The 24,433-nt window shown below is 37.6% G+C and carries 30 protein-coding genes and 1 riboswitch; of the genes, 23 read left to right on the forward strand and 7 right to left on the reverse strand.

What is annotated here, in order from left to right; genetic code table 11:
- Positions 1 to 96 precede the first annotated feature (96 nt).
- Complete coding sequence (locus CR194_RS01885) at positions 97 to 1,557, forward strand: spore germination protein (protein ID WP_110607942.1); 1,461 nt, start codon at positions 97 to 99, stop codon at positions 1,555 to 1,557.
- 84 nt (positions 1,558 to 1,641) lie between these two features.
- Here the strand turns inward: CR194_RS01885 and CR194_RS01890 are convergent, their stop codons facing one another.
- Positions 1,642 to 2,034, reverse strand: a complete 393-nt coding sequence (locus CR194_RS01890; protein ID WP_110607943.1) for a YueI family protein — start codon at positions 2,032 to 2,034, stop codon at positions 1,642 to 1,644.
- 134 nt (positions 2,035 to 2,168) lie between these two features.
- Between CR194_RS01890 and CR194_RS01895 the strand changes: the two genes are divergently transcribed.
- From CR194_RS01895 to CR194_RS01925, 7 genes are all read left to right on the forward strand, one after another.
- Positions 2,169 to 2,681: a hypothetical protein gene (locus tag CR194_RS01895; RefSeq protein WP_110607944.1), complete on the forward strand. Its 513-nt coding sequence runs from the start codon at positions 2,169 to 2,171 to the stop codon at positions 2,679 to 2,681.
- 56 nt (positions 2,682 to 2,737) lie between these two features.
- Positions 2,738 to 2,938, forward strand: a complete 201-nt coding sequence (locus CR194_RS01900) for a YqgQ family protein (RefSeq protein ID WP_233254191.1) — start codon at positions 2,738 to 2,740, stop codon at positions 2,936 to 2,938.
- A gap of 86 nt (positions 2,939 to 3,024) precedes the next feature.
- Entirely contained in the window at positions 3,025 to 3,996 is a 972-nt protein-coding gene (locus tag CR194_RS01905) for an ROK family glucokinase (protein ID WP_110607945.1), read from the forward strand.
- Between the two features lie 181 nt (positions 3,997 to 4,177).
- Positions 4,178 to 4,882, forward strand: a complete 705-nt coding sequence (locus tag CR194_RS01910) for an ABC transporter ATP-binding protein (protein ID WP_110607946.1) — start codon at positions 4,178 to 4,180, stop codon at positions 4,880 to 4,882.
- Positions 4,883 to 4,888: 6 nt separating this feature from the next.
- Positions 4,889 to 5,659: an ABC transporter permease gene (locus tag CR194_RS01915; protein WP_110607947.1), complete on the forward strand. Its 771-nt coding sequence runs from the start codon at positions 4,889 to 4,891 to the stop codon at positions 5,657 to 5,659.
- Positions 5,660 to 5,672: 13 nt separating this feature from the next.
- Positions 5,673 to 6,248: a hypothetical protein gene (locus CR194_RS01920; RefSeq protein ID WP_110607948.1), complete on the forward strand. Its 576-nt coding sequence runs from the start codon at positions 5,673 to 5,675 to the stop codon at positions 6,246 to 6,248.
- A 15-nt stretch (positions 6,249 to 6,263) separates the two neighbouring features.
- Positions 6,264 to 7,340 carry an MTH1187 family thiamine-binding protein gene (locus CR194_RS01925; protein ID WP_110607949.1) on the forward strand — a complete coding sequence of 359 codons (1,077 nt, stop codon included), beginning with the start codon at positions 6,264 to 6,266 and terminating at the stop codon, positions 7,338 to 7,340.
- 70 nt (positions 7,341 to 7,410) lie between these two features.
- Here the strand turns inward: CR194_RS01925 and CR194_RS01930 are convergent, their stop codons facing one another.
- Positions 7,411 to 7,593 carry a DUF2759 domain-containing protein gene (locus CR194_RS01930; RefSeq protein ID WP_110607950.1) on the reverse strand — a complete coding sequence of 61 codons (183 nt, stop codon included), beginning with the start codon at positions 7,591 to 7,593 and terminating at the stop codon, positions 7,411 to 7,413.
- Positions 7,594 to 7,831: 238 nt separating this feature from the next.
- On the opposite strand from CR194_RS01930, the gene CR194_RS01935 reads away from it, so the two are divergent.
- Positions 7,832 to 8,473 carry an MBL fold metallo-hydrolase gene (locus CR194_RS01935; protein ID WP_110607951.1) on the forward strand — a complete coding sequence of 214 codons (642 nt, stop codon included), beginning with the start codon at positions 7,832 to 7,834 and terminating at the stop codon, positions 8,471 to 8,473.
- A 211-nt stretch (positions 8,474 to 8,684) separates the two neighbouring features.
- Positions 8,685 to 9,842 (forward strand): class I SAM-dependent methyltransferase, encoded by a 1,158-nt coding sequence (locus CR194_RS01940; protein ID WP_110607952.1) that lies wholly within the window; start codon positions 8,685 to 8,687, stop codon positions 9,840 to 9,842.
- Between the two features lie 181 nt (positions 9,843 to 10,023).
- Here CR194_RS01940 and CR194_RS01945 read toward each other — a convergent pair whose 3' ends face one another.
- On the reverse strand, positions 10,024 to 10,269 hold the full coding sequence (locus tag CR194_RS01945; RefSeq protein WP_093047725.1) for a DUF2626 domain-containing protein: 246 nt from the start codon (positions 10,267 to 10,269) through the stop codon (positions 10,024 to 10,026).
- Between the two features lie 157 nt (positions 10,270 to 10,426).
- Positions 10,427 to 11,134 (reverse strand): helix-turn-helix transcriptional regulator, encoded by a 708-nt coding sequence (locus CR194_RS01950; RefSeq protein WP_110607953.1) that lies wholly within the window; start codon positions 11,132 to 11,134, stop codon positions 10,427 to 10,429.
- Between the two features lie 289 nt (positions 11,135 to 11,423).
- Here CR194_RS01950 and CR194_RS01955 point away from each other — a divergent pair, with 289 nt between their 5' ends.
- The 3 genes from CR194_RS01955 (at position 11,424) to comGB (ending at position 14,178) form a co-directional block, all read left to right on the forward strand.
- A complete protein-coding gene (locus CR194_RS01955; protein ID WP_110607954.1) occupies positions 11,424 to 11,876 on the forward strand; it encodes a YtxH domain-containing protein in 453 nt (150 codons plus the stop codon).
- A 205-nt stretch (positions 11,877 to 12,081) separates the two neighbouring features.
- Positions 12,082 to 13,152: a competence type IV pilus ATPase ComGA gene (comGA, locus tag CR194_RS01960; RefSeq protein WP_233254192.1), complete on the forward strand. Its 1,071-nt coding sequence runs from the start codon at positions 12,082 to 12,084 to the stop codon at positions 13,150 to 13,152.
- A gap of 3 nt (positions 13,153 to 13,155) precedes the next feature.
- Positions 13,156 to 14,178: a competence type IV pilus assembly protein ComGB gene (gene comGB, locus CR194_RS01965; RefSeq protein WP_110607955.1), complete on the forward strand. Its 1,023-nt coding sequence runs from the start codon at positions 13,156 to 13,158 to the stop codon at positions 14,176 to 14,178.
- 39 nt (positions 14,179 to 14,217) lie between these two features.
- Here comGB and CR194_RS20145 read toward each other — a convergent pair whose 3' ends face one another.
- The gene (locus tag CR194_RS20145) at positions 14,218 to 14,358 is read right to left on the reverse strand and encodes a hypothetical protein (RefSeq protein ID WP_158282141.1); all 141 of its coding nucleotides are present in this window, start codon (positions 14,356 to 14,358) and stop codon (positions 14,218 to 14,220) included.
- Positions 14,359 to 14,487: 129 nt separating this feature from the next.
- Here CR194_RS20145 and comGC point away from each other — a divergent pair, with 129 nt between their 5' ends.
- Genes comGC through CR194_RS01995 form a run of 7 tightly spaced genes read left to right on the forward strand, consistent with a single transcriptional unit; the run spans position 14,488 to position 17,167 of the window.
- On the forward strand, positions 14,488 to 14,802 hold the full coding sequence (comGC, locus tag CR194_RS01970; RefSeq protein ID WP_332888652.1) for a competence type IV pilus major pilin ComGC: 315 nt from the start codon (positions 14,488 to 14,490) through the stop codon (positions 14,800 to 14,802).
- A 2-nt stretch (positions 14,803 to 14,804) separates the two neighbouring features.
- Positions 14,805 to 15,257, forward strand: coding sequence for a competence type IV pilus minor pilin ComGD (gene comGD, locus CR194_RS01975; RefSeq protein WP_110607956.1), 453 nt, complete (start codon positions 14,805 to 14,807; stop codon positions 15,255 to 15,257).
- A complete protein-coding gene (locus tag CR194_RS20150; protein ID WP_158282143.1) occupies positions 15,244 to 15,576 on the forward strand; it encodes a hypothetical protein in 333 nt (110 codons plus the stop codon). Before comGD ends, CR194_RS20150 begins: the two co-directional genes overlap by 14 nt.
- Complete coding sequence (locus CR194_RS01980; protein ID WP_158282144.1) at positions 15,539 to 16,042, forward strand: ComGF family competence protein; 504 nt, start codon at positions 15,539 to 15,541, stop codon at positions 16,040 to 16,042. The genes CR194_RS20150 and CR194_RS01980 overlap by 38 nt, the downstream gene beginning before the upstream one ends.
- Positions 16,039 to 16,425 carry a competence type IV pilus minor pilin ComGG gene (gene comGG / locus CR194_RS01985; protein ID WP_110607958.1) on the forward strand — a complete coding sequence of 129 codons (387 nt, stop codon included), beginning with the start codon at positions 16,039 to 16,041 and terminating at the stop codon, positions 16,423 to 16,425. Before CR194_RS01980 ends, comGG begins: the two co-directional genes overlap by 4 nt.
- Entirely contained in the window at positions 16,416 to 16,934 is a 519-nt protein-coding gene (locus CR194_RS01990) for a shikimate kinase (protein ID WP_110607959.1), read from the forward strand. The genes comGG and CR194_RS01990 overlap by 10 nt, the downstream gene beginning before the upstream one ends.
- A gap of 47 nt (positions 16,935 to 16,981) precedes the next feature.
- The gene (locus CR194_RS01995; protein WP_110607960.1) at positions 16,982 to 17,167 is read left to right on the forward strand and encodes a YqzE family protein; all 186 of its coding nucleotides are present in this window, start codon (positions 16,982 to 16,984) and stop codon (positions 17,165 to 17,167) included.
- 2 nt (positions 17,168 to 17,169) lie between these two features.
- Here the strand turns inward: CR194_RS01995 and CR194_RS02000 are convergent, their stop codons facing one another.
- Positions 17,170 to 17,982, reverse strand: coding sequence for a YqhG family protein (locus CR194_RS02000; protein WP_158282145.1), 813 nt, complete (start codon positions 17,980 to 17,982; stop codon positions 17,170 to 17,172).
- The gene (locus tag CR194_RS02005) at positions 17,969 to 19,645 is read right to left on the reverse strand and encodes a DEAD/DEAH box helicase (protein ID WP_110607962.1); all 1,677 of its coding nucleotides are present in this window, start codon (positions 19,643 to 19,645) and stop codon (positions 17,969 to 17,971) included. Before CR194_RS02005 ends, CR194_RS02000 begins: the two co-directional genes overlap by 14 nt.
- 302 nt (positions 19,646 to 19,947) lie before the next feature.
- Positions 19,948 to 20,063, forward strand: a riboswitch (glycine riboswitch).
- A 312-nt stretch (positions 20,064 to 20,375) separates the two neighbouring features.
- Between CR194_RS02005 and gcvT the strand changes: the two genes are divergently transcribed.
- The 3 genes from gcvT to gcvPB are packed head-to-tail and all read left to right on the forward strand — an operon-like array spanning position 20,376 to position 24,300.
- Positions 20,376 to 21,470: a glycine cleavage system aminomethyltransferase GcvT gene (gene gcvT, locus CR194_RS02010; RefSeq protein ID WP_408640716.1), complete on the forward strand. Its 1,095-nt coding sequence runs from the start codon at positions 20,376 to 20,378 to the stop codon at positions 21,468 to 21,470.
- Positions 21,471 to 21,493: 23 nt separating this feature from the next.
- Positions 21,494 to 22,840: an aminomethyl-transferring glycine dehydrogenase subunit GcvPA gene (gene gcvPA / locus CR194_RS02015; RefSeq protein ID WP_110607964.1), complete on the forward strand. Its 1,347-nt coding sequence runs from the start codon at positions 21,494 to 21,496 to the stop codon at positions 22,838 to 22,840.
- A complete protein-coding gene (gene gcvPB, locus CR194_RS02020) occupies positions 22,837 to 24,300 on the forward strand; it encodes an aminomethyl-transferring glycine dehydrogenase subunit GcvPB (RefSeq protein WP_110607965.1) in 1,464 nt (487 codons plus the stop codon). The genes gcvPA and gcvPB overlap by 4 nt, the downstream gene beginning before the upstream one ends.
- The last annotated feature ends 133 nt before the right edge of the window (positions 24,301 to 24,433 follow it).

Here is a 24,433-nt window from a genome sequence, read left to right on the forward strand (position 1 = left end):
ATAAAATATTTCTTTGAGTTCTCCTCTTTAATATGTAGAGGTGATGTATGTTTCTTTGATGAAAAGAAAAAGCTATTCTATGAGGAGGAGTACATCATGAAAGATTTAGTTGAGCGACCTGCTTCTAAGAACTTAGCAACGAATATAGCATTTTTGAAAGATCAACTGGCTGTGGACAAAAGCTTTGATTTAATTCAATTAGATCTTGTATATCATGGTGTTGAGATGGCATTATTTGTTGTTGATGCCTTTGCGAAAGACGATGCACTAACGCAAATTCAGAGGGAATTGGATCATTTAACTCCTGAGGATGTAAATGAAAATCTTATAAATGGATTGGTCCAATCGCGGATACCTTATGTAGAATTAGAAAAGGAGAAAGATTTAGAAGAAGTAGTTATTCAAATCTTATCGGGACCTGCAGCTTTACTGGTAGATGGATATGATGAAATCATTCTTATTGATTCAAGAGAATATCCTGTCCGTGGCCCAGAAGAGCCAGATACAGAACAAGTGGTGCGGGGGGCAAAAGACGGTTTCGTTGAAACTCTCGTATTCAATGCCGGACTCATTCGGAGACGTGTACGTGATCGTACTTTACGTAATGAATACTTAAGAGTAGGTAAACGTTCTTACACAGACATGTGTATAACCTATTTAGAAGACATTGCGGATGAAAAGCTAGTAAATCACATTCGATCATCCTTGAAAAAAATCGATACAGATGGATTACCAATGGGAGATAAAACCATTGAGGAGTTCCTTTTTGGACAGCATTATAATCCTTACCCTTTGGTAAGGTATACTGAAAGGCCAGATGTGGCAGCCAGTCATTTGTTTGAAGGACATATTCTTTTGTTAGTTGATGGCTCTCCTAGTGTGATTATTACTCCAACTACGTTTTGGCATCACCTGCAACACGCTGAAGAATACAGACAAAAACCGATCATTGGTAGTGGCTTGAGGCTGGTAAGATTTTTAGCTGTTTGGATGTCTATTTTTCTTCTCCCTCTCTGGTTTTTATTTGCTGAAAATCAAGCGCTGCTTCCTGAAACATTGGAATACATCGGCCCTAATGAATCAGGAAGTGTCCCTTTACTCGGTCAATTTTTGTTGGCGGAGGCGGGAATAGAAATGCTTAGAATGGCGGCAATTCATACTCCTTCTGCTTTAGCTACCGCATTAGGATTAGTGGCCGCCATTCTTATCGGTGAAGTGGCTATTGAGGTTGGTTTGTTCTCACATGAAGTCGTTTTATATTTGGCTATAGCTGCGGTGGGGTCATTTGCTACACCTAGTTATGAAATGAGTTTAGCGAATCGTTTTATACGTGTTTTATTTCTGATTACTGTTTCCGTATTTCATGTCCCAGGCTATATGATTGGTTTATTAGTGTTAATCATCTTACTATCTTCCATGAAAGTGTACGAAACTCCCTACTTTTGGCCGTTTATACCATTTAATTGGAGAGGAGCTAGAGATGTTCTGTTGCGTGCTCCTATGCCATTGAAAAATCGTAGACCACGGGCGATCCATCCCGCAGATCCTGATAGATAAAAAAGGTGAGACGACTTCGTTCTGAGGAAGTCGTCTCACTTTTAGCTGATAGCAAGCTCGGGTTATAATAACCCAAATGTTTTCTTAAGCCATATCGTCTTCATATAATTCGTCTTTAACAAACATGTGAGATTCCATATTCACAGCAGTATCTGCTGCGAGAACAATACCGATAGGTGAGTCTTGACCATCATTTACAATGGTGAAGGGGATGGAATATTTATTTGCAGCCTTGATATAATTGCTGTATGCAGGATAATTCAAGTTGCCATCTATATAAAGGTGAGCACTTTTTCTCTCTTTCATAGCCTTTTCCATCTCAGGGTAAATCCCACGGTGTCTCACTTGTGAATCCGTTAAGCAGAGATAAACCCTTTCTGCTATAGTGCTCAGAAATAACTTACGCTCTTCTGGGCGGATTTCTGGTTTCCCGTAAATCCCTTGTTTTAAGATATCCTCTAATTTCTGTTTAGACATTTTTTCCCTCTTTTCAAGCTGTACAGCTTCGTATTATGGACAAGTATATCAATTGAAAGCCTTTTCTAACAAATAAATTGTTTGTCCTTAATTTATCTTTTCCTACATAGATTAAGTGAGGGGGGGAAGGATAAATGTTCAACTTTATCGGTGTCATTTTTATTATTTTTCTAGCTAGTACTGCTGTAGGAACCATGCCTGCTCTGAAAGGAAGGTATCCATTTCCATTCATTCTCATTTATTTTGCGTTGGTGTCCGTTGTCCCGGTGATTGTTGGAATCGTTCTAGGTGCAGCATTTCTATTTTGGCTGCCTGCATTTTTGTTCAAGGTAGCTTTGTTTATTTTATCTTTGTTTATGGTTGCCTATTTCTTGCAATTGTACCACCCTTCTTATGGCTATATTCCTCATAATAGCAAAGGGTATTTGTTTATTCTTTCATTTTTCTTTTTCTTATTAGGGATAGAGTTTGCTAGCTACGGCTTCTCAGCTTGGTTCTTACTGCTAGTGATTCCCATTAGTGTGGTAGGGTTATTGTTAGGATTTATATTTATGACTCGTATGATTATCTATTTTAGATATTTATCTGTGATTCATTTTGTTCCGATCGGACTTTTTTTATTCGTAGGGATCTTAAAACTGATATAATATGAATGAACATTGTGGGTATTTGGTAAATGAGAAGCTTTTCAAGGAGATTAATAATGATGACGTATTTTGAGTTAAGCCAATTTATGAAGACATTTCAAACGTATATTTACACAGGGAACCGAGAAGCTGATTTGGACTTAATGGAAGAAGAAATTCAAGAACTATTTCGATTAGGTATGATAGACGTTCGTTTTTTTCGTGATGCCAAACTTACCATTATAAAAGAAAGACAAGTGCTTAGTGACAAAAATTAACGAATTGTTCAAGTTCCATTATTAGCATGTCTTGAAGCCATGTTACAATATAGATCATAGAAAAAAAGTAAGTGAAGGATGATACGATGAATAAACCTTTGTATGTAGGAATTGATGTAGGTGGGACAACAGTAAAACTAGCCCTCGTAACGGAAGAGGGTGTTCTGCAAGAAAAATGGGAGATCGTAACAAATCGTGAAGAACAGGGTAAGTTTATTATGCGAGATGTAGCTAAAGCTATTGTTCTTAAAACAGCAGAGTTAAATATACCAATGAGTCAAGTGGTGGCAGCGGGCGTCGGTGCACCAGGATACATAGATGTGGAAAACGGTATTATTGTCGAAGCTGTAAATTTAGGGTGGAAGGATTATTCTATTCAGGACGAGCTTGAAAATCTTTTGAACATCCCCGTAGTTGTGGATAATGATGCTAACTTAGCTGCTGGAGGTGAAAAGTGGAAGGGGGCTGGAGAAGGTGCAGCTAACCTTCTGGCTGTCACTCTAGGTACTGGTGTTGGTGGAGGAATCATTGCTGGCGGAGAAATTATTCACGGACAAGCAGGATTAGCAGGCGAAATTGGCCATATCACTTCAGTTAAATCTGGCGGAGCTCCTTGCAATTGTGGTAAATTTGGTTGTTTAGAGACAGTCGCTTCTGCCACAGGAATTGCTCGTTTAGGATTAGAAGCAGTCCAGCGAAATCCTGATGGATACCTTAAAAGAGTGTTAGATGAGTTTGGGGTGGTATCTGCAAAAGATATATTTGACGGTGCCAAAACAGGAGATCCAATTGCAATTGAGGTTGTGAAAGAATCTTCTGAGCACTTAGGATTCGCCTTGGCTAATTTAGCGAATGCTTTAAATCCAGAAATTATCGTTATAGGTGGGGGAGTTTCAAAAGCAGGGCCATTTTTAGTTGATTACATAAGAGAATCGTTTAACCGCTTCGCAATACCGAAGATTGCAAAAGAAACGATACTTAATATTGCAACGTTGGAAAATGATGCGGGAGTCATTGGAGCAGCCTGGTTAGCAAAACAAAAAAGAACATCAGTATGATTATTCGCGTGGGGGGATTGAAGTGACACTTCAATCCTCCATATTGTTGATTTATACTTATCAAAGGATTGATTGAAACTAACAAGTCATTGTAAAGAAATCCAAGAAACATGGCTCACAGACTAATCAACTAGAAGCAGGCTTGGATTTCCGGTATTTAAATCTCGTTGGAGGAGACAGCATGAGTATTGAAAAAGTCATATTAGAAGCGAAAAATATTCAGTCAGATCGATTAAAAAACATAAATTTCACTTTGCATGAAGGTGAAATTATTACCTTAATTGGTCCTTCTGGAGCTGGAAAAAGCAGTCTTCTTATGCTGCTGAACAGGTTAGAAGACCCCAATGAAGGAACCATTCATTACTTAGGAAAGGATATTAATGAATATCCTTTGGAGCAACTAAGAAAACGAATAGGTATGGTGTTTCAATCTTCATCATTATTTGAAGGATCGGTAGAGGATAATTTGAAGTTCGGTCCGTCCTTATTTGACGAGTGGAAACCGGAAAGAGGCAAAGAATTGCTTGAGGTTGTACAATTACCTAAGGAATATCTTGATAAAAATGTAGAAGAGTTATCTGGTGGGGAACAGCAGCGCATTGCTTTTGCTAGAACGTTAGCAAATAAACCAGAAATTCTGCTTTTAGATGAAGTCACTAGTGCATTAGATGTGAAGAATGTAGAATTAATTGAACGATTCTTAAAAGAAATCGTTCCAAATCAAGTAAAAGCAATGATGATGGTCACCCATGATATAGAACAGGCAAAGCGACTTGGGAATCGAACGTTTTTCATGAATAATGAAGAGATTGTAGAACAAGGTAGGACAAGCCAGGTGCTTGAAGCTCCAAAAACAAACACGCTACAAGCTTTCTTAAAGGAGTGATCAATCATGGCACCTGAAATATCAAATGTTTCCATGTTTTTTCTAGTATTCTTTGTACTGATCCCTGTGTCTCTGTCTTATTTTTACGCATTAGGATTAAGTAAATCAATCTTTTGGTCTTCGTTCAGAGGTGTGACACAGCTATTTCTTATTGGTTATGTGCTAACCTATTTGTTTTCTCTAGAGCCCCTAACTGGTATTTCAATCATGTTAACGGTAATGATTGTTGTAGCAGCCTTGCATGCCAGCAAAAAAGGACAAGGAATTCCCTTTGTGCGTAGCATCACATTTTTGGTCATCGTTCTCATCGAAATTTTCGTATTAGTTATGTGGCTAGGATTTGATATGATCAGCTTTCAGCCAGATCAGGTTATTCCTATGAGTGGAATGGTTATAGGGAATAGCATGGTAGCTATTGGGTTAGCTTTAGAAAGAATGAAAAGCGAGTTTAAAGAAGGAAAAGGTAAGATCATTGCAGCCCTCGCTTTAGGGGCTAAACCAGAACAAGCATCTAAAATACTAGTAAGGAAAATTGTAAAGGCATCAATGATTCCGAACGTAGATGGATTAAAAACGATAGGTCTTGTTCAGTTGCCTGGAATGATGACAGGATTAATTCTTGGTGGCGTAGCCCCCATTGAAGCCATTCGCTATCAAATTGTCATTTCATTAAGTATATTCGCTTCAGTTTCATTAAGCGCGATGCTTGTGACTGTCATTTTTTACCGGTTCTTTTTTAATAAAAATCAACAAATGATTCAAATGAAAGAAAGTTAAAGGAGTTTTTATCATGAAAGGAAATGCCATTGTCCTATTATTGCCAGCAGTCGTCATGATCGGTCTATTCTTTTTTGGTTATATCAGTTTAACGCAAACAGAAGAGACCTCAAATGAAGATCTTGCTGGAGCACTGATGATTCAAGAAGAGTTGAAGGATGAGTACACCATGCAAATCGAATGGGAATGGGGAGAGTTCCCGGAAGATGGAATCCGTGGTGACGATTTTATCGAAATAACACTGCCAGCATGGACAGGGAGTGAAGGTGGAGCAGAAACGGTTGAAGTGAAGACAATTCTTACTCAAGGAAATGAAGTTGTCTATGAGAGCAACGAAGCAGCTATTACAAACAGTGGGGGAATTGCAGTTGCTTTTCCTAATGAGGTTCAGGATGATAAAATAGTCGGTCCTAGAGGAGAGGTTACGCTACATCTCTCTGAGCCTGTTCTTGAAGAAAATGAAATTTTTATTCGCTACTTTCATACTTGGGCAGAGCACCCGGTATCTCTAGAGTCTGGGATCGATATAGACTCTGCATTGACTAACGCTCATATACAAAGCTATTGGTTGGTAGATTCACAGGATTAGAAAGGTGAGTCGTCTATGGTGAAAGGTTTGTCTTTTCAAAAAGGGGTTATGTTTCTCGGCCGAAAACACATAGCGTGCTCTTATCATGAAGACGGCAGAATGAAAACTTGGTTAAAACCGATCACACCGAAAACGATGGTCATGGCTGGAAAACTTGTCTTCCTCTCTATGCCGTTATGGTTTCATTTATTCCTGATAGGTTGGTTACTTCTAATTATCGTTCCATATTTCTTTTTGTTTGCAGGGATAGAAGGTTTTAGCGGTCTTCCTATATTTTCGATTATCTATTTTTTCTTTGGTACTCATTTCTGGTTTCCGAAAGAATTAAAAAAATATCATGGAGCGGAACACAAAGTGTTCAGTTACAAAGGCCTGATCTCAGCAAGAAATCGAACAGCAATCAAAGAAGCAGACATTACGAATCGATATTGTTCAACGAATGCTGTGATGGTGTATTTTTTATTACTAATTTTGACAACATTTATGTTCTTCTCGTTTATTGATAGACCATTTGTTTACTTACTCGAAAGAGCTACTTATATCTCTTTGGTTCTATGGCCTGTAACAGTTTTCTGGCTTAATCGAATGAAACCGACCAAAGTCCATAAAGTGTTGCTAAACTTATCTTATTGGCTTCAACGACATATCACTACATCGGAGCCAGAAGAACTTCATATGAAGATCGCGATTCGATCATTCAGGAAATTAGCTTTAAAAGAATTCCCAAGTAGAGTGATAAAGACAAGAAAAAAGAAGGAGGAGACATTCATGGCTATAGCCGATGTGACTATTATGCCTCTAGGCTCAGATTCTACGAGCGTTTCTGAGGTGGTAGCTGAGATTCATCACATGTTAGATCAAACAACATTGCCCATCCAATATGAACTCACATCCATGAGTACAATTATTGAAGGACAAATAACAGACCTTTATAAGATTTTACAGGAGATCCAAGAGGTTCCTTTTAAGATGGGCCATATGAGAGTGGCAACCAATATCCGAATTGATGACCGAAGGGATCGTCCCTCTTCTATAAAAGGTAAGGTAGACTCAGTCCATAAGAAAATGGCAAGTAAAGTTGAAAAAGAATAAAAATTAAAGAAGGCTTTCTCTCGCAACTAACGAGAGAAAGCCTTCTTTAATAATTTATTTTATTGAGTGATTAAACGGTTCCTCCGCCACCCATGAAAATAATTGAAATAAGTGTTCGAATAGAAAACCATCCGAATAAAAGGACAGAAATGGCAGCAAAGCCAACGCCAAAGAAGTTTTTACGCTTAAGTTCTACGAGTCCTCCTAATAAAGATAAAATTGCTACTAAAAGAGTGATAATCCCGAATACCATCTTTCTTCCTCCTTTACATAATAAACATGACTTCGTCTATGTAGTTTTGAAACAGATTAACAATCATGTATGATGCCCGTTTCATTGATCATAAGTTCATCATTTATTTTACTTTTTTTTTTCAGATTTGTCGAGTAAATGTAAGAATTACTTTAGTCTCAGTTGAACTGTCTTTGAAAAAGCAACGATTTCCATAGTACAATATGGAGGAGTGCTTATTTCAAGGAGGGAATATTAAATGGAATGGAAAAGAATTTCTTTAGGACCTTTACAAACGAATGGATTTATTATCTATAACAAGAACAAGGAAGCATTAATGATTGATCCAGGAGGGGAGGAAGAAAAACTTTTTGATTGGTTAAATCAGGAACAATTAACTCTTTCGGCTGTTATTCTAACACATGCCCATTTTGATCATATCGGTGCGGTTGAAGCAGTTAGAAATAAATATCAATGTCCTGTGTATGTACATAAAAATGAAAGTACTTGGCTAACAGATCCTAATCTTAATGGATCAGGGCTATTTCAAGGTATTCAACCAATAAAAGGAAATCAAGCTGATCATTTTTATGATAAGGAAGGAAAGGTTGTTCTAGGTGGGTTTGAGTGTGAATTATACGAGACACCAGGGCATTCACCAGGGAGTGTCTCATTTTATTTCCCAACCGAAAAAGTGATCTTTTCTGGAGATGTGCTATTTCGTGGTGGTGTTGGAAGGACAGATCTACCTGGAGGGGACCAAGATACACTCATGAATACAATTCATGATAAAATGCTTAGTCTGCCCGACGATACAATTGTGGCTAATGGCCACGGTCCAGAAACAACCATTGGGGAAGAGAAAGAAACGAATCCCTTTATAAATGGATTTGGCTGGTAAATATTCGCCTTAGTGCTTGAGGAATGAAAAAGAGTAAAAAAAATGACCTTCCATGGGGAACATAGAAGGTCGTTTGGGGAGTTAATCAAGTATCAATGAACTTTGAGGGGGAGGGGGAACTCCCTAATTCATTGTTCTACTGACATTTTCATTATAATTCGACATTAACACTATGTCAACAGTGTTAAAATTTTTCCTGGGAGCGACATAAATGTCTAACATTATTGATAAATTAAACAAGAAATCTAACCCTCCGTGGGATTTTTCATCCTATATGGAAACGGCCCTTTACGACTCTGAAATAGGCTATTATACGAATGAACGACAGAAACTAGGAACGGAAGGCGATTTTTATACAAGCAACCACGTCCACGCTGTCTTCGCAGAAACGTTTGCCCGATTCTTCACGGATGTGTTAGAGAAGGAGCAGTTACCACCTTTCCTTTGTGAATGGGGGGCAGGAGATGGAACTTTTGCCTATCACACTCTGTCTTATTTGAGAAGACAGGATTCGACAATAGCTTTAAATCTGACGTATCTCATTGTTGAAGCAAGCCCGCATCACCGAGCTGTTCTTCGCGATCATTTAGCTGAGTTCAAGCATCAAGTGAAGATATATGATTGCTTTGAAGAATTGAAAGAGGATTTTCCTGATTATCAAGGCATTCTTTTTTCCAACGAACTACTTGATGCTTTTCCAGTTCACGTAGTGGAACAACATAAAGATGGCTTGAAAGAAGTTCTCATTGAAGAGTCAGGTAAGAAGTTAATTGAAACAGTGAAGTTTTGTGAAAACAAGGAAATAAAACGCTGGATGGAACAGTTTGGACCTCAGTTGCCAGAGGGGCACCGCATGGAAGTGAACTTGGAGATGAAAAATTGGTTGACTAAGGTCTCTTCATGGCTTAAAAAAGGAATGCTCGTTACCGTTGATTATGGTTATACCAATGAAGAATTGATTCTTCCTGAAAGAAAAGAAGGGTCCATTCGAGGATACCGGAACCATAAAATGGTGAAAAATCCTTTATGTTATCCAGGGGAAATGGATCTTACTTCTCATATCCAGTGGGATGCATATAATCAGCTTGCCATGAATGAAGGGCTAGAAATGGTCTGTCGAGAACGCCAAGATCAATTTCTTCTGAAAGCGGGGCTTTTCACTTTTTTGCAACCAGCAGTTAATATGAATCCTTTCTCTGAAGAATTCAAGAAAAATAGGGCAATCCAATCATTTGTTCAACCTGGTGGAATAAGTACATCTTTCCAAGTGAATATTCACGGAAAAGGATTGAATAAAACGAATGAATACATTTTTTTTCATGAAGACCCTTATCAAATAAGTACCTCTGAAACTAAAACCGGAAATTGATTAAGCGAGTATTATCTAGTGACGAAGAATTTCGTTGAAGCGTATAATCCCTCGGAAAAGGTACTTAGCCAGGTCAAGCTCGATTTCAAATGAATTCCTATGGTACTTAAACAATAAAATTATCCATAACAATGAATAAAGCAAGCTAAATAAAAAAACCTTGACGGTAAAGTCAAGGTTTTTAATGTCCCCCAATTTCAGGAACCATAATAAATGTTGTGTAGTACGTAAATCCAACAAAGAACAGAGTTAAATATGCTCCGAAAATATATACATAAACTCGTTCTGAAAGTTTTAAGTAACTAAGTGCAATAAACATCCCCGTTTGTCCGAAGAACAAGATGGCTGCTGCATGCATATCCCCAACCATAAACAATACAGCGAAAATTCCAGTCCAGAAACCTAATACTCGAAACATGCGATCCACGACTCACCCCTCCTTTATATGTAACATGAAAATAGACATGGTTCATTATAAAACCCATGTTATGAAAGCTAGTTCACCTTATTATAAATCTAACTTCTTACTTTGTAAACAATGGTTATTTATCAGCTAGCTATACTTACTTGAAATTATAGTTGTATTATTGATTCAATGCTACGGTTGTATACGTGCAAGCTAGTTCATTTTTTTGAAACATATTTGTCTGTTCTTTTAGTACGACTTCATCAAAAAAATACCGGAAGATTCCATTAATAAGGGCATGATGCATATGACAGATTCCTGTACTTGTTGGTGCTACTTCCTTAAATGTGCAATTATAAATCCGGAATAATATTTCTTTTTGCTCTTCGTTGTAATGAATCTCAGGATTTAGCCCTTGATTTAGGGCGATTTTTTCGATGAACTTCACTTTTTCTGCGGTTACCATTTCACTGGGGTCTTGATTTAATGATTGAACAAATGCTTTGGCTGACTCGTAGCCAAAACGGTCGCCTGTTTTGATTAGAGCTTCTTCACCAGCTTCCCCTAACGAGCTTAATGTTTCAATAGCGATTTCAGAAAGACGTTGGTAGTCACGATAAGGAAATTGCAAACTGACAACTTCGTCTGATAATCGATAAAAACGGCTAGGTCTGCCTCCTTTGCCTGTTTTTTTCGTATCTGAAACGAGCATGTTAACATCTTCTAATTTTGTTAAATGGAGCCGGGCTACATTTGCATGAATTTTAAATGTATCAGCAATTTCCTGAACGGTGACATCACGATGCTGACGTCCAACATATTGATAAATAGAAAAACGGGTAGGATCAGATAAAACTCCAGTTATTTTTAATGTTTGCTGTTCCATGGCAATTCACTCCCAATTTCAGGCTATCTTTATTATATTACAGATCATTTTTTAATTAAATGTCTTTTCAATATAATAATGTGACTAAACTAGTAAAATCTAAAGACTAGTCAGATAAAAGACTGCCATTTTCAATAAAACAAACGTATATTGTGATTTACGCTTCTGTGAATTTCACCTGCCAAAGTACTAAATTTATTATTTTATGTTTAAATTAATTAAAAAGGAGGAATAAGTAGAATAGCCTTAGAATGAATACATATACACAAAATAGAGGAGGATGTTTAATATGAGTAAAATGGATACTAAAGACTTTATTATAGGTGCAGTTGTCGGTGGAATTGTAGGTGCTTCATCTGCAATGCTATTAGCTCCAAAATCAGGGAGAGAACTTCGCTCTGACATCAATGAAAGAGCAACAGAAGCGAAAGATAAAACGGTAGAAATAACTACTGCAGCTAAAGAAAAGGGAACTGAATACTCCCAACTGGCAAAAGAAAAATCTGATGAATGGTCCCAGATTGCTAAAGATCAATGGGGGCGTGTAGCTGATAAGACTGCCAGTGTGACTAACAAAGCATCTGAAATGGGTGAAGAGCTTGCTTCTGATGTGAAGGAAGTCATGGAAGGCGAAAAAGCAGAAGGAAAAAAACTAGCAAAGCAAGTCGTCAAAGAGATTGAAGAAACGAAGCAACGTTTAAATGAGGACGTTGAAGAACTAAAAGAAAAACAAGAAAAATAATACAAAAACTAGCCGCTCCGGCTAGTTTTTTTGCATTATAAAAGTAAAGTTAGCCAGTAAAATGAAGAGAAGTCATTTCAGATTTGAAATGAAATTTGTTGACTATAAAAAAAATCAAATTTTTTTTAAAAAAAAGAAGGTATTTAGGAAGATATGTCGAATGTATGTTCTGAAAGAGTTAAAATACTTCTATAGGTGGTGGTCTATGAACATGGACATCGAACGGAAGACAAAATTAATACTAACTGAAGCCATTGAGTTGGGAGCTTCAGACGTTCATTTTATTCCTCGAGAAAAAGATTCTCTGGTTCGGTTTAGAGTGGACGGGAAATTACTGGACGTTGAAAGGTTGTCCTTTCCGTTGATCAAAAAACTGTTAGCCCATTTGAAATTTGTTTCAGGTATGGATATTGGTGATCGAAGAAGACCTCAAAACCGAGGGTTAGAAATGATCATTCATCATCAACGTGTTTTCATGAGATTATCCACTTTTCCTTCATCTTCAATTGAAACCCTCGTAATCAGATTATTCCCACAAGATCGCTCCAAAAGTTTAGACCAACTTTCTTTATTCCCATATCAAACCTCAGAACTTCTTAAGCTTATACGAAAACCCCACGGATTAATTATTATATGCGGACCAACTGGAGCCGGGAAAACAACCACCCTATATTCTCTATTACAAAAACGAGCAGAAGAAATAAATGAAAATATTATTACTCTAGAAGATCCGGTCGAACAAAGACAGTCCGGGTTCTTACAAATGGAGATTAACGAAAGAGCTGGAGTTACTTATGCAGCCGGGCTTAAAAGTTTACTCCGTCACGACCCAGATTTAATTATGTTAGGAGAGGTGCGCGATGCAGAAACGGCCCAAATGGCTGTTAGGGCTGCTTTAACGGGGCACATTGTCCTCACTACATTGCATAGTAGCTCTAGTAAGGGGGCTCTTAAACGATTAGTTGATTTAGGAGTGTCGACGGTAGACCTAGAAGAAGTTGTGGAAGGAGTAGTAGCTCAAAAACTTGTGGATCTCTATTGTCCATATTGCGGTGAAACATGTTCCTTACATTGCAGAAAAAGAAGGTCAAGAAGAAGAGGTGCTGTATATGAAATTTTATCAGGAATTGAATTAAGAGAATGTATCAAGAACTTAGAGGGAATTGCCGATGTTTCGTACCCTTCTAAGAAATTAAATGATTGGGTTAAAAAAGGAATCGCTTTAGGTTATATTTCAGAAAAAGAATGGACAAGGTTTGGGAAAGGGGGATTCTAAAAGTTGGGGCGTTTATTTCGAGATGATCGTTCACGCAGTGATTTTCTATTTCAATTGTCATCACTTCTAAAAGAAGGATATACTTTTTCAGAAGCGCTTCAACTTTATATAGAGTTTACAGAAGGAAAAAAAAGAAACTGGTTGGAAACCATTTATGAAGATTTACTCGAAGGAGAACTTTTTTCTGAACAGCTCATATCTGGAGGTTATCCTAAGGAATTAATTAGTTATTTATCGTTTGTTGAAAGGTTTGGAGACTTTCAAGAAGGGTTACTTCAAGCCTCAGTTATATTAAATAAACGTAACGAATTAAAACAAAAAATTAGAAAAATCGTACAATATCCTCTGTTTCTATTTTTAGGTTTGTTAGTCATAGGATCAGTGATGATTGAAGGAGTATTACCGCAGTTTGAACATTTTTTTCAATCGATGGATCAAGAACTCCCTATGATTACAAAGGGGATGTTAGCATTTACCAGGTGGTTTCAACTGCCAATATTCCTCAGTTCCATCTTTCTGATCACCGTAAGTATCTTTTGGTTCAAACGTAAACCAATTTTAGAACAGGTACATTTATTATTAAGAGTTCCTCTTGTAAAGAACTACCTCAGAAACTTACTCACGTATTATTTCACAGCACAACTAGCCCCGTTACTTAAAACTGGATTTTCCTTATACGATACATTCAAGATGATAGAAAAAGATTCATTACTTTCTTTTTTCCAAAACGATGCACAAAGTCTTTCTTATAGTTTACAGGAAGGTGAATCATTAACAGAATTAATCAAAAAGAGAAAGTATTACTTACCCCAGTTATCCTCCATTATTATGTTAGGTGAAAGAAAAGGAAATCTAGGAGCTGAACTGGACAGGTTTTCCACTTTCCTATTTGAACAAATGTATGAGAAAACGTACCGGACTATCCAGTTGTTTCAACCAGTTTTCTTCTGTATCATTGGATTTTTTATTCTCGTGTTATTTTTATCCATGATGCTTCCTATTTTTTCAATGCTAGATGGATGGTAAAAGTAAGTGAAACAATAAAAGAAAATAAGCTAAGTGAGGTTATTTTTTAGTTAATTCAAAAGCCTGATGTTTACTTAACCATTGAATGAGATCTTTTTCATTTTTGGTTAATATTCTTCCTAATTCAAGACTAATCTCTTTTTTACGGGATTCTGATAAGCATGTAATCAAAGAAGACAATATGATACCTCCCAGACAGAGTGTGGATTGGATTAACCCTATGCTAAATTATAACGGATGAACAATAAATATAACAGAAAATTTTGCTGCTTGTCGTATATAAACCAAATTAACTAGGAGTGAAGACTAGTGAAAAATATAAAAAAAATAATTCGATCATCAAAGGGGTTTACTCTTATTGAAATGATGATTGTGTTAGTTATTATTTCAATATTACTATTAATTGTCGTGCCGAACTTAACAAAAAACCAAGAATTAGCTAGTGATAAGGGCTGTGAAGCCACAATCGAATTAATAAAAACACAAGTAGTAGCTTATCAAATTGAACATAATAAGCTCCCTTCTTCCATTAGCGAACTAGAAGGCGACTATGTTCAATCGACAACATGTCCAGACGGATCTAAATTAATTTTAGCAGGATCTGAAGTGAAAAAGGCCGATTAAGTATGATAGAACTAAAATCTCTCCGAACTAGTGAGGGTTTTTCCTTGATTGAATTAGTCATTGTGTTATTTCTCATTTCTATCATTTTATTGATTGCGATCCCATCAGTGAACCATCAAATGACAAAAATGGAGACAGCTTATTTTCTAAAAGAATTAGAGCATGATCTTTATTATTATCAAATGTATGCAATGAGTAACGGGCGAAGTGTTCGCTTTGTTTTTTCAGCAACGAGTCCTAGGTATACCGTAGTAGAAGGAGTACGAACGATTCATCATAAAGAAGGGCCGGACGGAATTAGGTTTAGTCGATCTACCCTTAGTTTAAATGAATTAAGATTCCTTGGGACTGGAGGAGTCCAAAAAGCAGGGAAAATAGAAATTTATACTAAAGACGAGAATTATCAGCTTATTTTTCATTTAGTCAGGGGGAGGTTTTATTTTGCTGAGTTGTAACAGAGGCTTCCTTTTCTATGAAGGGATGTTAGCCCTTCTTCTCTTAACCATTATCTTGATCACGTTATTTCCCATTCTTGTTCAAATCCAGTATGAAAGAGTGAGCATTAGAGAAGAGAGAGAAGCCATGTCAATGATACAAACAAAGGTATTAACCCATGATCCAAAAATGACGGTTGAAGAAGAAATCGTTAACGGACGAATGAATTCTTATAGGTATATAACAAAGAATCAAGATGATCAGACTCGTCATTGTCTCTTATGGGAAGGGAGAAATGGTCGTGACCAATCCTGGTGTTTATCCAGTTACAATCCTTAATCAGAAAGGAATGAGCTTATTAGAAGTTTTAGTTGGATTCTCTACACTTTTAATTATTGTTACCATCTTTCCTCCGATGCTTCTTCATTGGACTTATTCTTCTCCCGATATGGATCAGTTTACTTATGAAGAATATAGCCTGTTTCTCATGCAACTTCAAACGGAATTCAGAAAAAGTGACGACTATTGGGTGAGTGAAAAAAACGATAAGCTCTACATGGTGAGGTCAGATGACGAGTACCTTGTACATTTTGAACATTATCAAGATAAAATACGAAGGCAAGTTAGAGGAGTGGGCCACGAAGTTTTTATGCAGAGGGTCACAAACTTCCGCGTCTATGAAAGGTCTTATGGTATTGAAATTGAATTGACCTACCCTAAGGGAACACTTAACTGGTCTATTCATCATCCTTCAACTTCAACAGAATATTCTTCATCTGATAGGCAGGGGAGGTTGGGAGGTTGAATGAGAAGGGAATGGCTTTGTTGCTTGTGTTAGTTATTTTAGCTATGATGTCCATGTTAACGTTACATACCCTCGTCCTTTATCAGCAAGAAAAAGAGTTCTTAGGGCTAGAAAAAAGCATGCAAAAACTAGATTGGCTAATCGTAAACGGGAAAGATGAAGTCATCCATCTATTGAAATTAGATGAAGACCATAATATAACTTCAGGTGAACTCGTTTATGATGACGGAGTAGTCTTTTATTTTGTTACCTCCTCAGAGCAAGCTGATGTCGTGGCATTAGAAGGAGAAACGGATGATAATTATGCGAAACGAGCTACATTCTCGTATAATAGGGAGACGAAAAAAATGGAGAATTGGAGAGAAATGATGATATGGAATTAAACAATCAATGTATTTATTTAATAGGTTTTATGGGATCGGGAAAGACAACTGTTGGATTACAATTGTCGGAAGAGCTTGGGTACTCTTTTAAAGATTTAGATCAAGAAATAGTCAAGAACACGGGCATAACCATACCTGCTATTTTTGAAAATGTTGGAGAAGCGGGTTTCAGGAAAATTGAAAAGAAAATGTTAAAAGAATTAAATGAACCCCATTGTGTTATAGCCACGGGAGGAGGAGTAGTTGAAAATGAAGGAGTCTTGTCTTGGATGAATGAAAATGGCACATCCATTTATTTGAAAGCTCCATTTGAAGTGATGTATAAACGAATTCAAGATGATCGCAATCGTCCTCTATCCAATCAAGGGAGAGAAGCACTTTCACTTCGGTTTGAAAATCGAAAGTCCATGTACACTCAAGCAGAAGTGATCATCGACACTGATGGAAAAAGTGTAGACGAAGTGGTGGTTGAGATTTTTAAATTACTAACAAAGGATAGAAATTTGTAAATGCGTCTAAACTAAGGAATAACGAACCTTAGTGAGGGTGATGATGAGTGAAAACAAATGATTATGTGAAATTTATGACAGAACAATTTGTTACGTATGTTGACCAGCCTAAAGAGGTAAAACAAGCTAAGAGAGAAGAAAAGAAAGAGCATAGACAACCAATGTCGTTTCGACTTTTTGGTATGATCCCTTTTGCCTTAAGATTAATGTGGAATAGAAAACGCCATGAATGATGTCATGGCGTTTTTTCGTTGGTGTTTAAAGGGTGGCTGTTTAAATAGAATAATCCGCCATTAATGATATTCAACTGAATAACAGGATCATATTGCGTCTGAATAGCCTCTTTTTCTCTTTCATAAGAATCAGGCTTAGGATCTACATCTATATAAAATTGTTCCAAGAGGCGTATTTCTTCTTTTATTTTCAAGTTTGCTTCTTCAGCCCACGAGTGGTTTTCTTGGTGAAGGGTTGTTAAGAGATGATTCTTAATTCTCTGGATGCCAGATGCAGGCTTTATTAAAGGACTTAACGGAAAGCAAAGACTTGAAATGGTTTGTTTCATAGGCCAATGTTCGACGAGAGAGTGAAAGTTATTAAGCATTTCTCCAGTAATGAGACTTAGAGCTATAGAAAAGAAATGCTCTTTTTTTCTATGACATTGGTAGGTTAATTTACCATTGAGACATATCCATGGCTTTAAAGGAATGGCCCCCGTTTTCAAATGAATGTCCTCATAATAGTGACCAAACTTTCCCTGTTTTAAAGCAAAGGAAAATAATTGATGAAGTCTGGGAGATCCATAATGAACCATTTCTGATGTTTTGGATTTTTGAGTTTCTTCAAATGATGTTTCAAATGTTAGTTGCATGGGTGAAGGTAAACCACCCATTTTTTCAATATAGTGCCAATAAAATGGGCGGTTCATTAATGCTTTATCCATTTCGGGTGTTAATTGGACAACCATCGATGTAGCCGATATATTTGTTACTGGACATTGATATTCCGTGAAGAATTCATTTAAGAATTGATGAATGTCAGTTTGCTGCATGGGATGATCCATCCTTTTCTTGATCAAACATAATTGAAGTTAAGTGATCCATCTTTACTTTCATTTCTCCTTTGGAATCTGATTGTGAAAAAATAGAGGAGATGTGTTCTTGGATACTGCGGTCTCCAAATTTTTCTAAAATTTGGTCTAGCTCCCCTACAACCCCTTCAAACAGACCGATCTTCTTATAGAGCAATTGAATGATATGATCTTCAATTGTATCTTCCACAGCAAGGTGATAAATATATACATCGCTCTCTTGACCAAGGCGATGAATTCTCCCGATTCGTTGTTCAATCCGCATAGGATTCCACGGTAAATCGTAATTAATGATCCGGTGGCAGAATTGTAGATTAATACCTTCACCGCCTGCTTCCGTCGCTATTAATACTTGAACCTGGTTTTTGAAGAGTTGCTTCATCCAGTCTTTTTTACTTCGTTTAAATCCACCTCGAAATGGCACCGATCGAATGCCATTTTGTGCTAAAAACCACTGTAAGTAAAGCTGAGTAGCCCTGTATTCTGTGAAAATCACTACTTTTTCATCTTCCTTCCACTGTTGAATAAGTTCAAGTACTTTTTCAGCTTTAGGGTGAGAAGATAGGTCGTTAAGTGATGAGACGATTTGTGAGATCTCCTGAGACAAATCGGTAGAAGCAATTGATTGTTTTTCTAACGTGTTTTTCAGCGTTACAAATACAGCTTCTCTGCTTGAACACATTTCCCGTTGGAGAGTAAGGACGAGAAAGCCTGCTTGCATGGATGAAGAATCATGTTTAAGCTGTTCTTTTAATAAACAAATGTTCTCGTAGACTTTTTTCTGGTCTTCTTTGAAACGGACGGGAATGGTTTCCACTATCCTTTTTGGCCATTTCATTTTTGTTTCGTGGCGGCGATTTCGGATCATCACTTTTTGAATGAGTTCTTTTAATTCTTCATGTTTCTCCACCTCGCCATAATATCGTGAAAATGTTTCTTCATCGCCTAAGTAACCAGGTTTCAATAAAGAAATAAGATGAAACAATTCAGATAGTTTATTTTGAACAGGTGTGGCGGTGAGAAGTAGACAAAATTTTCTTTTAATATCTCGAACGAATTGATAATTTTTCGTCTTTTTATTTTTTAATCGGTGGGCTTCATCAATAATGACCATATCGTAATTAATCTGCTTAATAACTTCAGAATGGTTTTCTCTTTTTGCGGTATCAATGGAGGTAACCATGACATCGATCGCTTCCCATTGCGGATTTTTACGCTGTTCAATGGCGGGAATATAAAATTTTTCATTTAACTCCATACACCATTGAGTGACTAATGAAGCAGGAGCTAGGATTAATACTTTCTGAACGAGACCGCGAATCATATACTCTTTCAAAATGAGTCCTGCTTCAATTGTTTTCCCGAGACCTACTTCATCTGCTAAAATCGCTTTTCCGTTCATTTCTTCAATGGCTTTCTGGGCAGTTTCATATTGGTAAGAGTGAAAGGTCAAATTCGGAAGGTGGTTAGGAGATTCCAGACCTTGAAATTCAGAAATGATATTCTCTCGGCCAATTCGAACAGCCATACAATACTGTTGCCATGTGGAGCAAGAAAGCGGTTGTTCCAAAGTTTGTAAAAAATCCCTTTCCCATTGTTGATCAATCTGAATTTTAGGTAGCATCGAACTCTTCCTTTCTAATCTTTAAACTTGTGTATTGAATAACGGTCATCCGGCCTGACGAATAAATGTACCTATAGCTGATTAATTTCCATTACTTTCTATTATCATCCTTTTATTCATATTCCTTCGCTCTGATAAAGCTTTAAGTTAAAAAATTTTCAGTAAAGTAGCAAAAATGAAAACTCAATATTGCTTTGAAAAAAAGAAAAGTGGTAACATAAGAGTAATGAAGGATGTCTGCTCTTTAGTATGAGCAAATTCATAAGTTTTCATGAATGAATGGATATCCCAATAAGATGCGAATGACAATAAGGGGAGAGAATGGGTTATCTTAATTGAAAGAAAGATTGTGCCCATCGCCGAAGGAGCAAACGACCAGTTCGTGAATCTCTCAGGCAAAATAGACTCTTATTGGACGCAGCTCTGGAAAGCATCTGCATGTTGCAGAACACCCATGGGGAAACTTTAATAAAGTGGCTGTCCAAATGATCAATAAACCATTTTATTAGAGGAAACTCTCAGGTACTCAAGACAGAGACACGCCTATATACAGGCATGTCTCTGTCTTTTTTTAGGTTCCGATTTTCAGCTGTCTAGTGTTTCTAGGTATTATAAAATCAAAAGTGAGAACTTCATCGGTTCTAGTATCTGTGAGAGGTAGATGGGTTTAACGGAATCTTTCTGAAGGCTTTGAGTTAAAAAAGGTTCAAATTAAATGGAGGTGGAAGTATTGTCAGGACAAAGAACGCCATTATTTCCTGTTTATAAAGAATCAGGCGGAAAAACGATTGACTTCGGAGGATGGGATCTTCCTGTTCAATTCACAGGGATTAAAGAAGAACATGAAGTGGTTCGAACAAAAGCTGGCCTATTCGATGTTTCTCATATGGGAGAAATCGAAGTTAAAGGGAGCGGGGCCCTTGCTTTTTTGCAGAAAGTATTGACGAATGATGTCTCCAAAGCTAAGTCAGGAGCTTGTCAATATACTGCTATGTGTTATGAAGATGGTGGAACGATCGATGACTTAGTTCTTTATAAGCGTTCAGAGGAAGACTTCTTACTAGTTGTGAATGCTTCTAATATTGATAAAGATTATCAGTGGCTTCAACAGCATGCTGGAGAGGATACAGTCGTAACGAATGTATCTAATTCATATGCACAAATTGCTCTTCAAGGCCCATTAGCAGAACAAATTGCTCAGCGACTAACGACAGTGGACTTATCTGAAATTACTTTCTTTAAATTCAAAGAAGGCGTTACATTTGCTGATAAACCAGTACTGATCTCTAGAACTGGATACACAGGTGAAGATGGTTTCGAAATTTATTGTCAACCAGAGCACGCGGTTCAATTATGGCAAACACTTTTAAAAGAGGGCGCTGCTGAAGGTTTAAAGCCGTGTGGCCTTGGTGCGCGCGATACGCTTCGTTTTGAAGCAAAGCTTTGCCTTTATGGTCAAGAGCTCTCTAAAGATATCTCTCCCATTGAAGCGGGGATTGGATTTGCGGTTAAAACGGATAAGTCAGAAGATTTCATAGGAAAAAAAGTGTTAAAAGAGCAACGAGAAGAAGGGCCAAGCAGGAAATTGGTCGGATTAGAAATGATTGACAAGGGTATTCCACGAACAGATTACGAAGTATTTAAAGAAGGCGATAAAATTGGATTTGTAACGACAGGGACGCAATCTCCTACTCTACAAAAAAATGTTGGCCTAGCCCTTATTGATGCAAAATATAAAGAGTTAGATACGGAAGTGGAAGTTCAAGTGCGAAAACGACGATTAAAAGCGAAAGTAGTAAAAACACCGTTTTACAAAAGAGGATAGCAGAAAGCTAAGGGGGAAGTAGTATGGAAAAATTCCGATATTTACCTATGACGGAGAAAGACCAGCAAGACATGCTAGAACAAATTGGTGTAGATCAATTAGAAGATTTATTTCAAGATATTCCGAAGGACGTTCGATTTCAAGGAGATTTAAACATTGAAGAAGCGCTAGATGAAACAAAGCTTGTAAAGGAAATGACTAGATTAGCGAATAAAAATCGCAATGTGAAAGATTATCCTTCATTTTTAGGCGCTGGTGTGTATGAACACTACATTCCCTCTGTCGTAAACCATATGTTACTTCGATCAGAGTTTTTTACAGCCTATACTCCCTATCAACCTGAAATTTCTCAAGGAGAATTACAGGGGATTTTCGAATTCCAAACGATGATCTGCGAGTTAACAGGGATGGATTTAGCTAATTCATCTATGTATGACGGACCAACTGCATTAGCAGAAGCGGCAATGATGAGTGCTGGGCAAACGAAGAAGAAAACAATTCTTGTATCTAAAACTGTTCATCCTGAAGCACGTCAAGTATTGAAATCTAGTGCTAAGGGACAAAATTTAACCGTTGTAGAAATAGATGAAAAAGACGGTATGACCGATTTGTCTCACTTAGAAACAGAATACAACGATGACACAGCTAGCGTGATCGTCCAATATCCTAATTTTTTCGGCCATATTGAGGACTTGGAGGCAATTGAAAAAATTGCACACCAAGGGAAATCATTGTTTGTTGTATCGTCAAATCCATTAAGTTTAGGAGTGTTGCAGCCCCCAGGTGTATACGGGGCAGATGTTGTTGTAGGAGATGCACAACCATTTGGTATTCCAACTCAGCTAGGTGGACCTCACTGCGGATATTTCGCTGTCACCAAGAAACTGATGAGAAAAGTGCCAGGACGGCTGGTAGGACAAACAACCGACGATCACGGTCAACGTGGGTTTGTCCTAACGTTGCAAGCTAGGGAACAGCATATTCGCCGAGACAAGGCGACAAGTAACATCTGTTCGAACCAAGCATTAAATGCCCTTGGAGCATCGATCGCTATGAGTTCCATTGGAAAGCAAGGATTAAAAGAGATGGCGACTCAAAATGTGCAAAAATCTCATTATGCAAAAAAACAATTAGAACAACAAGGTATTGAAGTCGTGTCTAAACAGCCATTCTTCAATGAATTCGTCATACGTCTACCTAAATCTGTGAAAGAAGTGAACAAAGAACTTCTAGAGCAAGGGATTATTGGCGGATTAGATCTTGCGAGGTTTTATGATGATAAACAACATTTAATGCTCGTTGCAGTTACAGAACTTCGCACGAAAGAAGAAATCGATCAATTTGCTTTAGTATTGGGGGGAATAAAATGAGTGAAAACAACCAGGCATTGATTTTTGAATTAAGTAAAGAAGGGCGAATTGGTCATAGTTTGCCAGAGATGGACATTGAAGAAATGGATATAAACGACTTGATTCCAACTCAGTTCCAACGGAAAGAAAATCCAGAACTGCCCGAAGTATCCGAATTGCAAATTGTTCGACACTATACTGCTTTATCCCGAAGAAACCACGGCGTGGACTCAGGCTTTTATCCATTAGGTTCTTGCACGATGAAATATAATCCTAAAATAAATGAAGACGTTGCCCGATATCCTGGTTTTGCCCATTTGCATCCTTACCAAGATGAAACGACAATTCAAGGTGCATTAGAATTAATGTATAAGCTGCAAAGATCTCTTGAAGAAATTACTGGTATGGATCAAGTGACACTGCAACCAGCTGCTGGTGCTCATGGAGAATGGACTGGTCTCATGCTGATTCGAGCTTATCATGAAGCTAATGGCGATCATCAACGAACGAAAGTCATAGTACCTGACTCAGCCCATGGCACGAACCCAGCTTCGGCCGTTGTTGCTGGCTTTGAATCAGTAACTGTAAAATCGAACGAACAAGGGTTGGTTGATTTAGACCACCTTCGCGAGCTTGTAGGCAATGATACTGCAGCCCTTATGTTAACTAATCCAAATACTCTTGGTTTATTTGAAGAACAAATTGTTGAGATGGCTGAAATTATTCATGAGGCTGGCGGAAAGCTATATTACGACGGTGCCAACTCCAATGCCATATTAGGTATTACCAGACCAGGTGATATGGGGTTTGACGTGGTTCATTTAAATCTCCATAAGACGTTTACAACACCTCATGGCGGTGGAGGACCCGGTTCCGGACCTGTTGGTGTAAAGCAAGATTTAGTTCCTTATCTACCGGCACCATTGGTGCAAAAAGACGGAGATACTTACCGCTTGGATTATGATATTCCTGAGTCAATTGGAAGAGTTAAGCCTTACTATGGAAACTTTGGTATTAATGTTCGAGCTTATACGTATATCAGAACCATGGGGCCAGTTGGCTTAAGAATGGTCTCACAATTTGCAGTATTGAACGCGAACTATATGCTAAGGAGACTGGAACCATACTTCGATGCTCCATACAAGCAACATTGTAAGCACGAATTTGTTCTATCTGGAAAGCGTCAAAAGAAATTGGGTGTGAGAACACTGGATATGGCAAAGAGGTTATTAGACTTCGGCTATCATCCGCCTACAATATATTTCCCAATTAATGTAGAAGAGTGCATGATGATTGAGCCAACAGAAACGGAATCGAAAGAAACACTAGACGAATTTTGCGATGCGATGATTCAAATTGCGAAAGAAGTGGAAGAAACGCCAGAAGTGGTTCAAGAAGCACCACATAATACCGTCATTGACCGTCTAGACGAAACGACTGCTGCTCGTAAACCGGTATTGCGCTATCAGAAAGAGTCGTAAATCATTATGAGAGCTCTTTTCGTTTAGTCATGCAACCATAATGACTGAAAATGAAGCGTGTGATGATCCATTATTATAGAAGAAGAGAAAGACTTCGCTCCCCTGCTTCTTCCTCTACAATATAAAGTAACAT

The sequence above is a fragment of the Salipaludibacillus keqinensis genome (assembly GCF_003226325.1).
GTDB lineage: Bacteria > Bacillota > Bacilli > Bacillales > Salisediminibacteriaceae > Salipaludibacillus > Salipaludibacillus keqinensis.

What these genes read in the sequence shown, in the direction of transcription:
- CR194_RS01885 (WP_110607942.1), top strand. Translation starts at nt 97, where the DNA reads ATGAAAGATTTAGTTGAGCGACCTGCTTCTAAGAACTTAGCAACGAAT.
- CR194_RS01890 (WP_110607943.1), bottom strand. Translation starts at nt 2,034, where the DNA reads ATGTCTAAACAGAAATTAGAGGATATCTTAAAACAAGGGATTTACGGG.
- CR194_RS01895 (WP_110607944.1), top strand. Translation starts at nt 2,169, where the DNA reads ATGTTCAACTTTATCGGTGTCATTTTTATTATTTTTCTAGCTAGTACT.
- CR194_RS01900 (WP_233254191.1), top strand. Translation starts at nt 2,738, where the DNA reads ATGATGACGTATTTTGAGTTAAGCCAATTTATGAAGACATTTCAAACG.
- CR194_RS01905 (WP_110607945.1), top strand. Translation starts at nt 3,025, where the DNA reads ATGAATAAACCTTTGTATGTAGGAATTGATGTAGGTGGGACAACAGTA.
- CR194_RS01910 (WP_110607946.1), top strand. Translation starts at nt 4,178, where the DNA reads ATGAGTATTGAAAAAGTCATATTAGAAGCGAAAAATATTCAGTCAGAT.
- CR194_RS01915 (WP_110607947.1), top strand. Translation starts at nt 4,889, where the DNA reads ATGGCACCTGAAATATCAAATGTTTCCATGTTTTTTCTAGTATTCTTT.
- CR194_RS01920 (WP_110607948.1), top strand. Translation starts at nt 5,673, where the DNA reads ATGAAAGGAAATGCCATTGTCCTATTATTGCCAGCAGTCGTCATGATC.
- CR194_RS01925 (WP_110607949.1), top strand. Translation starts at nt 6,264, where the DNA reads ATGGTGAAAGGTTTGTCTTTTCAAAAAGGGGTTATGTTTCTCGGCCGA.
- CR194_RS01930 (WP_110607950.1), bottom strand. Translation starts at nt 7,593, where the DNA reads ATGGTATTCGGGATTATCACTCTTTTAGTAGCAATTTTATCTTTATTA.
- CR194_RS01935 (WP_110607951.1), top strand. Translation starts at nt 7,832, where the DNA reads ATGGAATGGAAAAGAATTTCTTTAGGACCTTTACAAACGAATGGATTT.
- CR194_RS01940 (WP_110607952.1), top strand. Translation starts at nt 8,685, where the DNA reads ATGTCTAACATTATTGATAAATTAAACAAGAAATCTAACCCTCCGTGG.
- CR194_RS01950 (WP_110607953.1), bottom strand. Translation starts at nt 11,134, where the DNA reads ATGGAACAGCAAACATTAAAAATAACTGGAGTTTTATCTGATCCTACC.
- CR194_RS01955 (WP_110607954.1), top strand. Translation starts at nt 11,424, where the DNA reads ATGAGTAAAATGGATACTAAAGACTTTATTATAGGTGCAGTTGTCGGT.
- comGA (WP_233254192.1), top strand. Translation starts at nt 12,082, where the DNA reads ATGAACATGGACATCGAACGGAAGACAAAATTAATACTAACTGAAGCC.
- comGD (WP_110607956.1), top strand. Translation starts at nt 14,805, where the DNA reads ATGATAGAACTAAAATCTCTCCGAACTAGTGAGGGTTTTTCCTTGATT.
- CR194_RS01990 (WP_110607959.1), top strand. Translation starts at nt 16,416, where the DNA reads ATGGAATTAAACAATCAATGTATTTATTTAATAGGTTTTATGGGATCG.
- CR194_RS02000 (WP_158282145.1), bottom strand. Translation starts at nt 17,982, where the DNA reads ATGCAGCAAACTGACATTCATCAATTCTTAAATGAATTCTTCACGGAA.
- CR194_RS02005 (WP_110607962.1), bottom strand. Translation starts at nt 19,645, where the DNA reads ATGCTACCTAAAATTCAGATTGATCAACAATGGGAAAGGGATTTTTTA.
- gcvPA (WP_110607964.1), top strand. Translation starts at nt 21,494, where the DNA reads ATGGAAAAATTCCGATATTTACCTATGACGGAGAAAGACCAGCAAGAC.
- gcvPB (WP_110607965.1), top strand. Translation starts at nt 22,837, where the DNA reads ATGAGTGAAAACAACCAGGCATTGATTTTTGAATTAAGTAAAGAAGGG.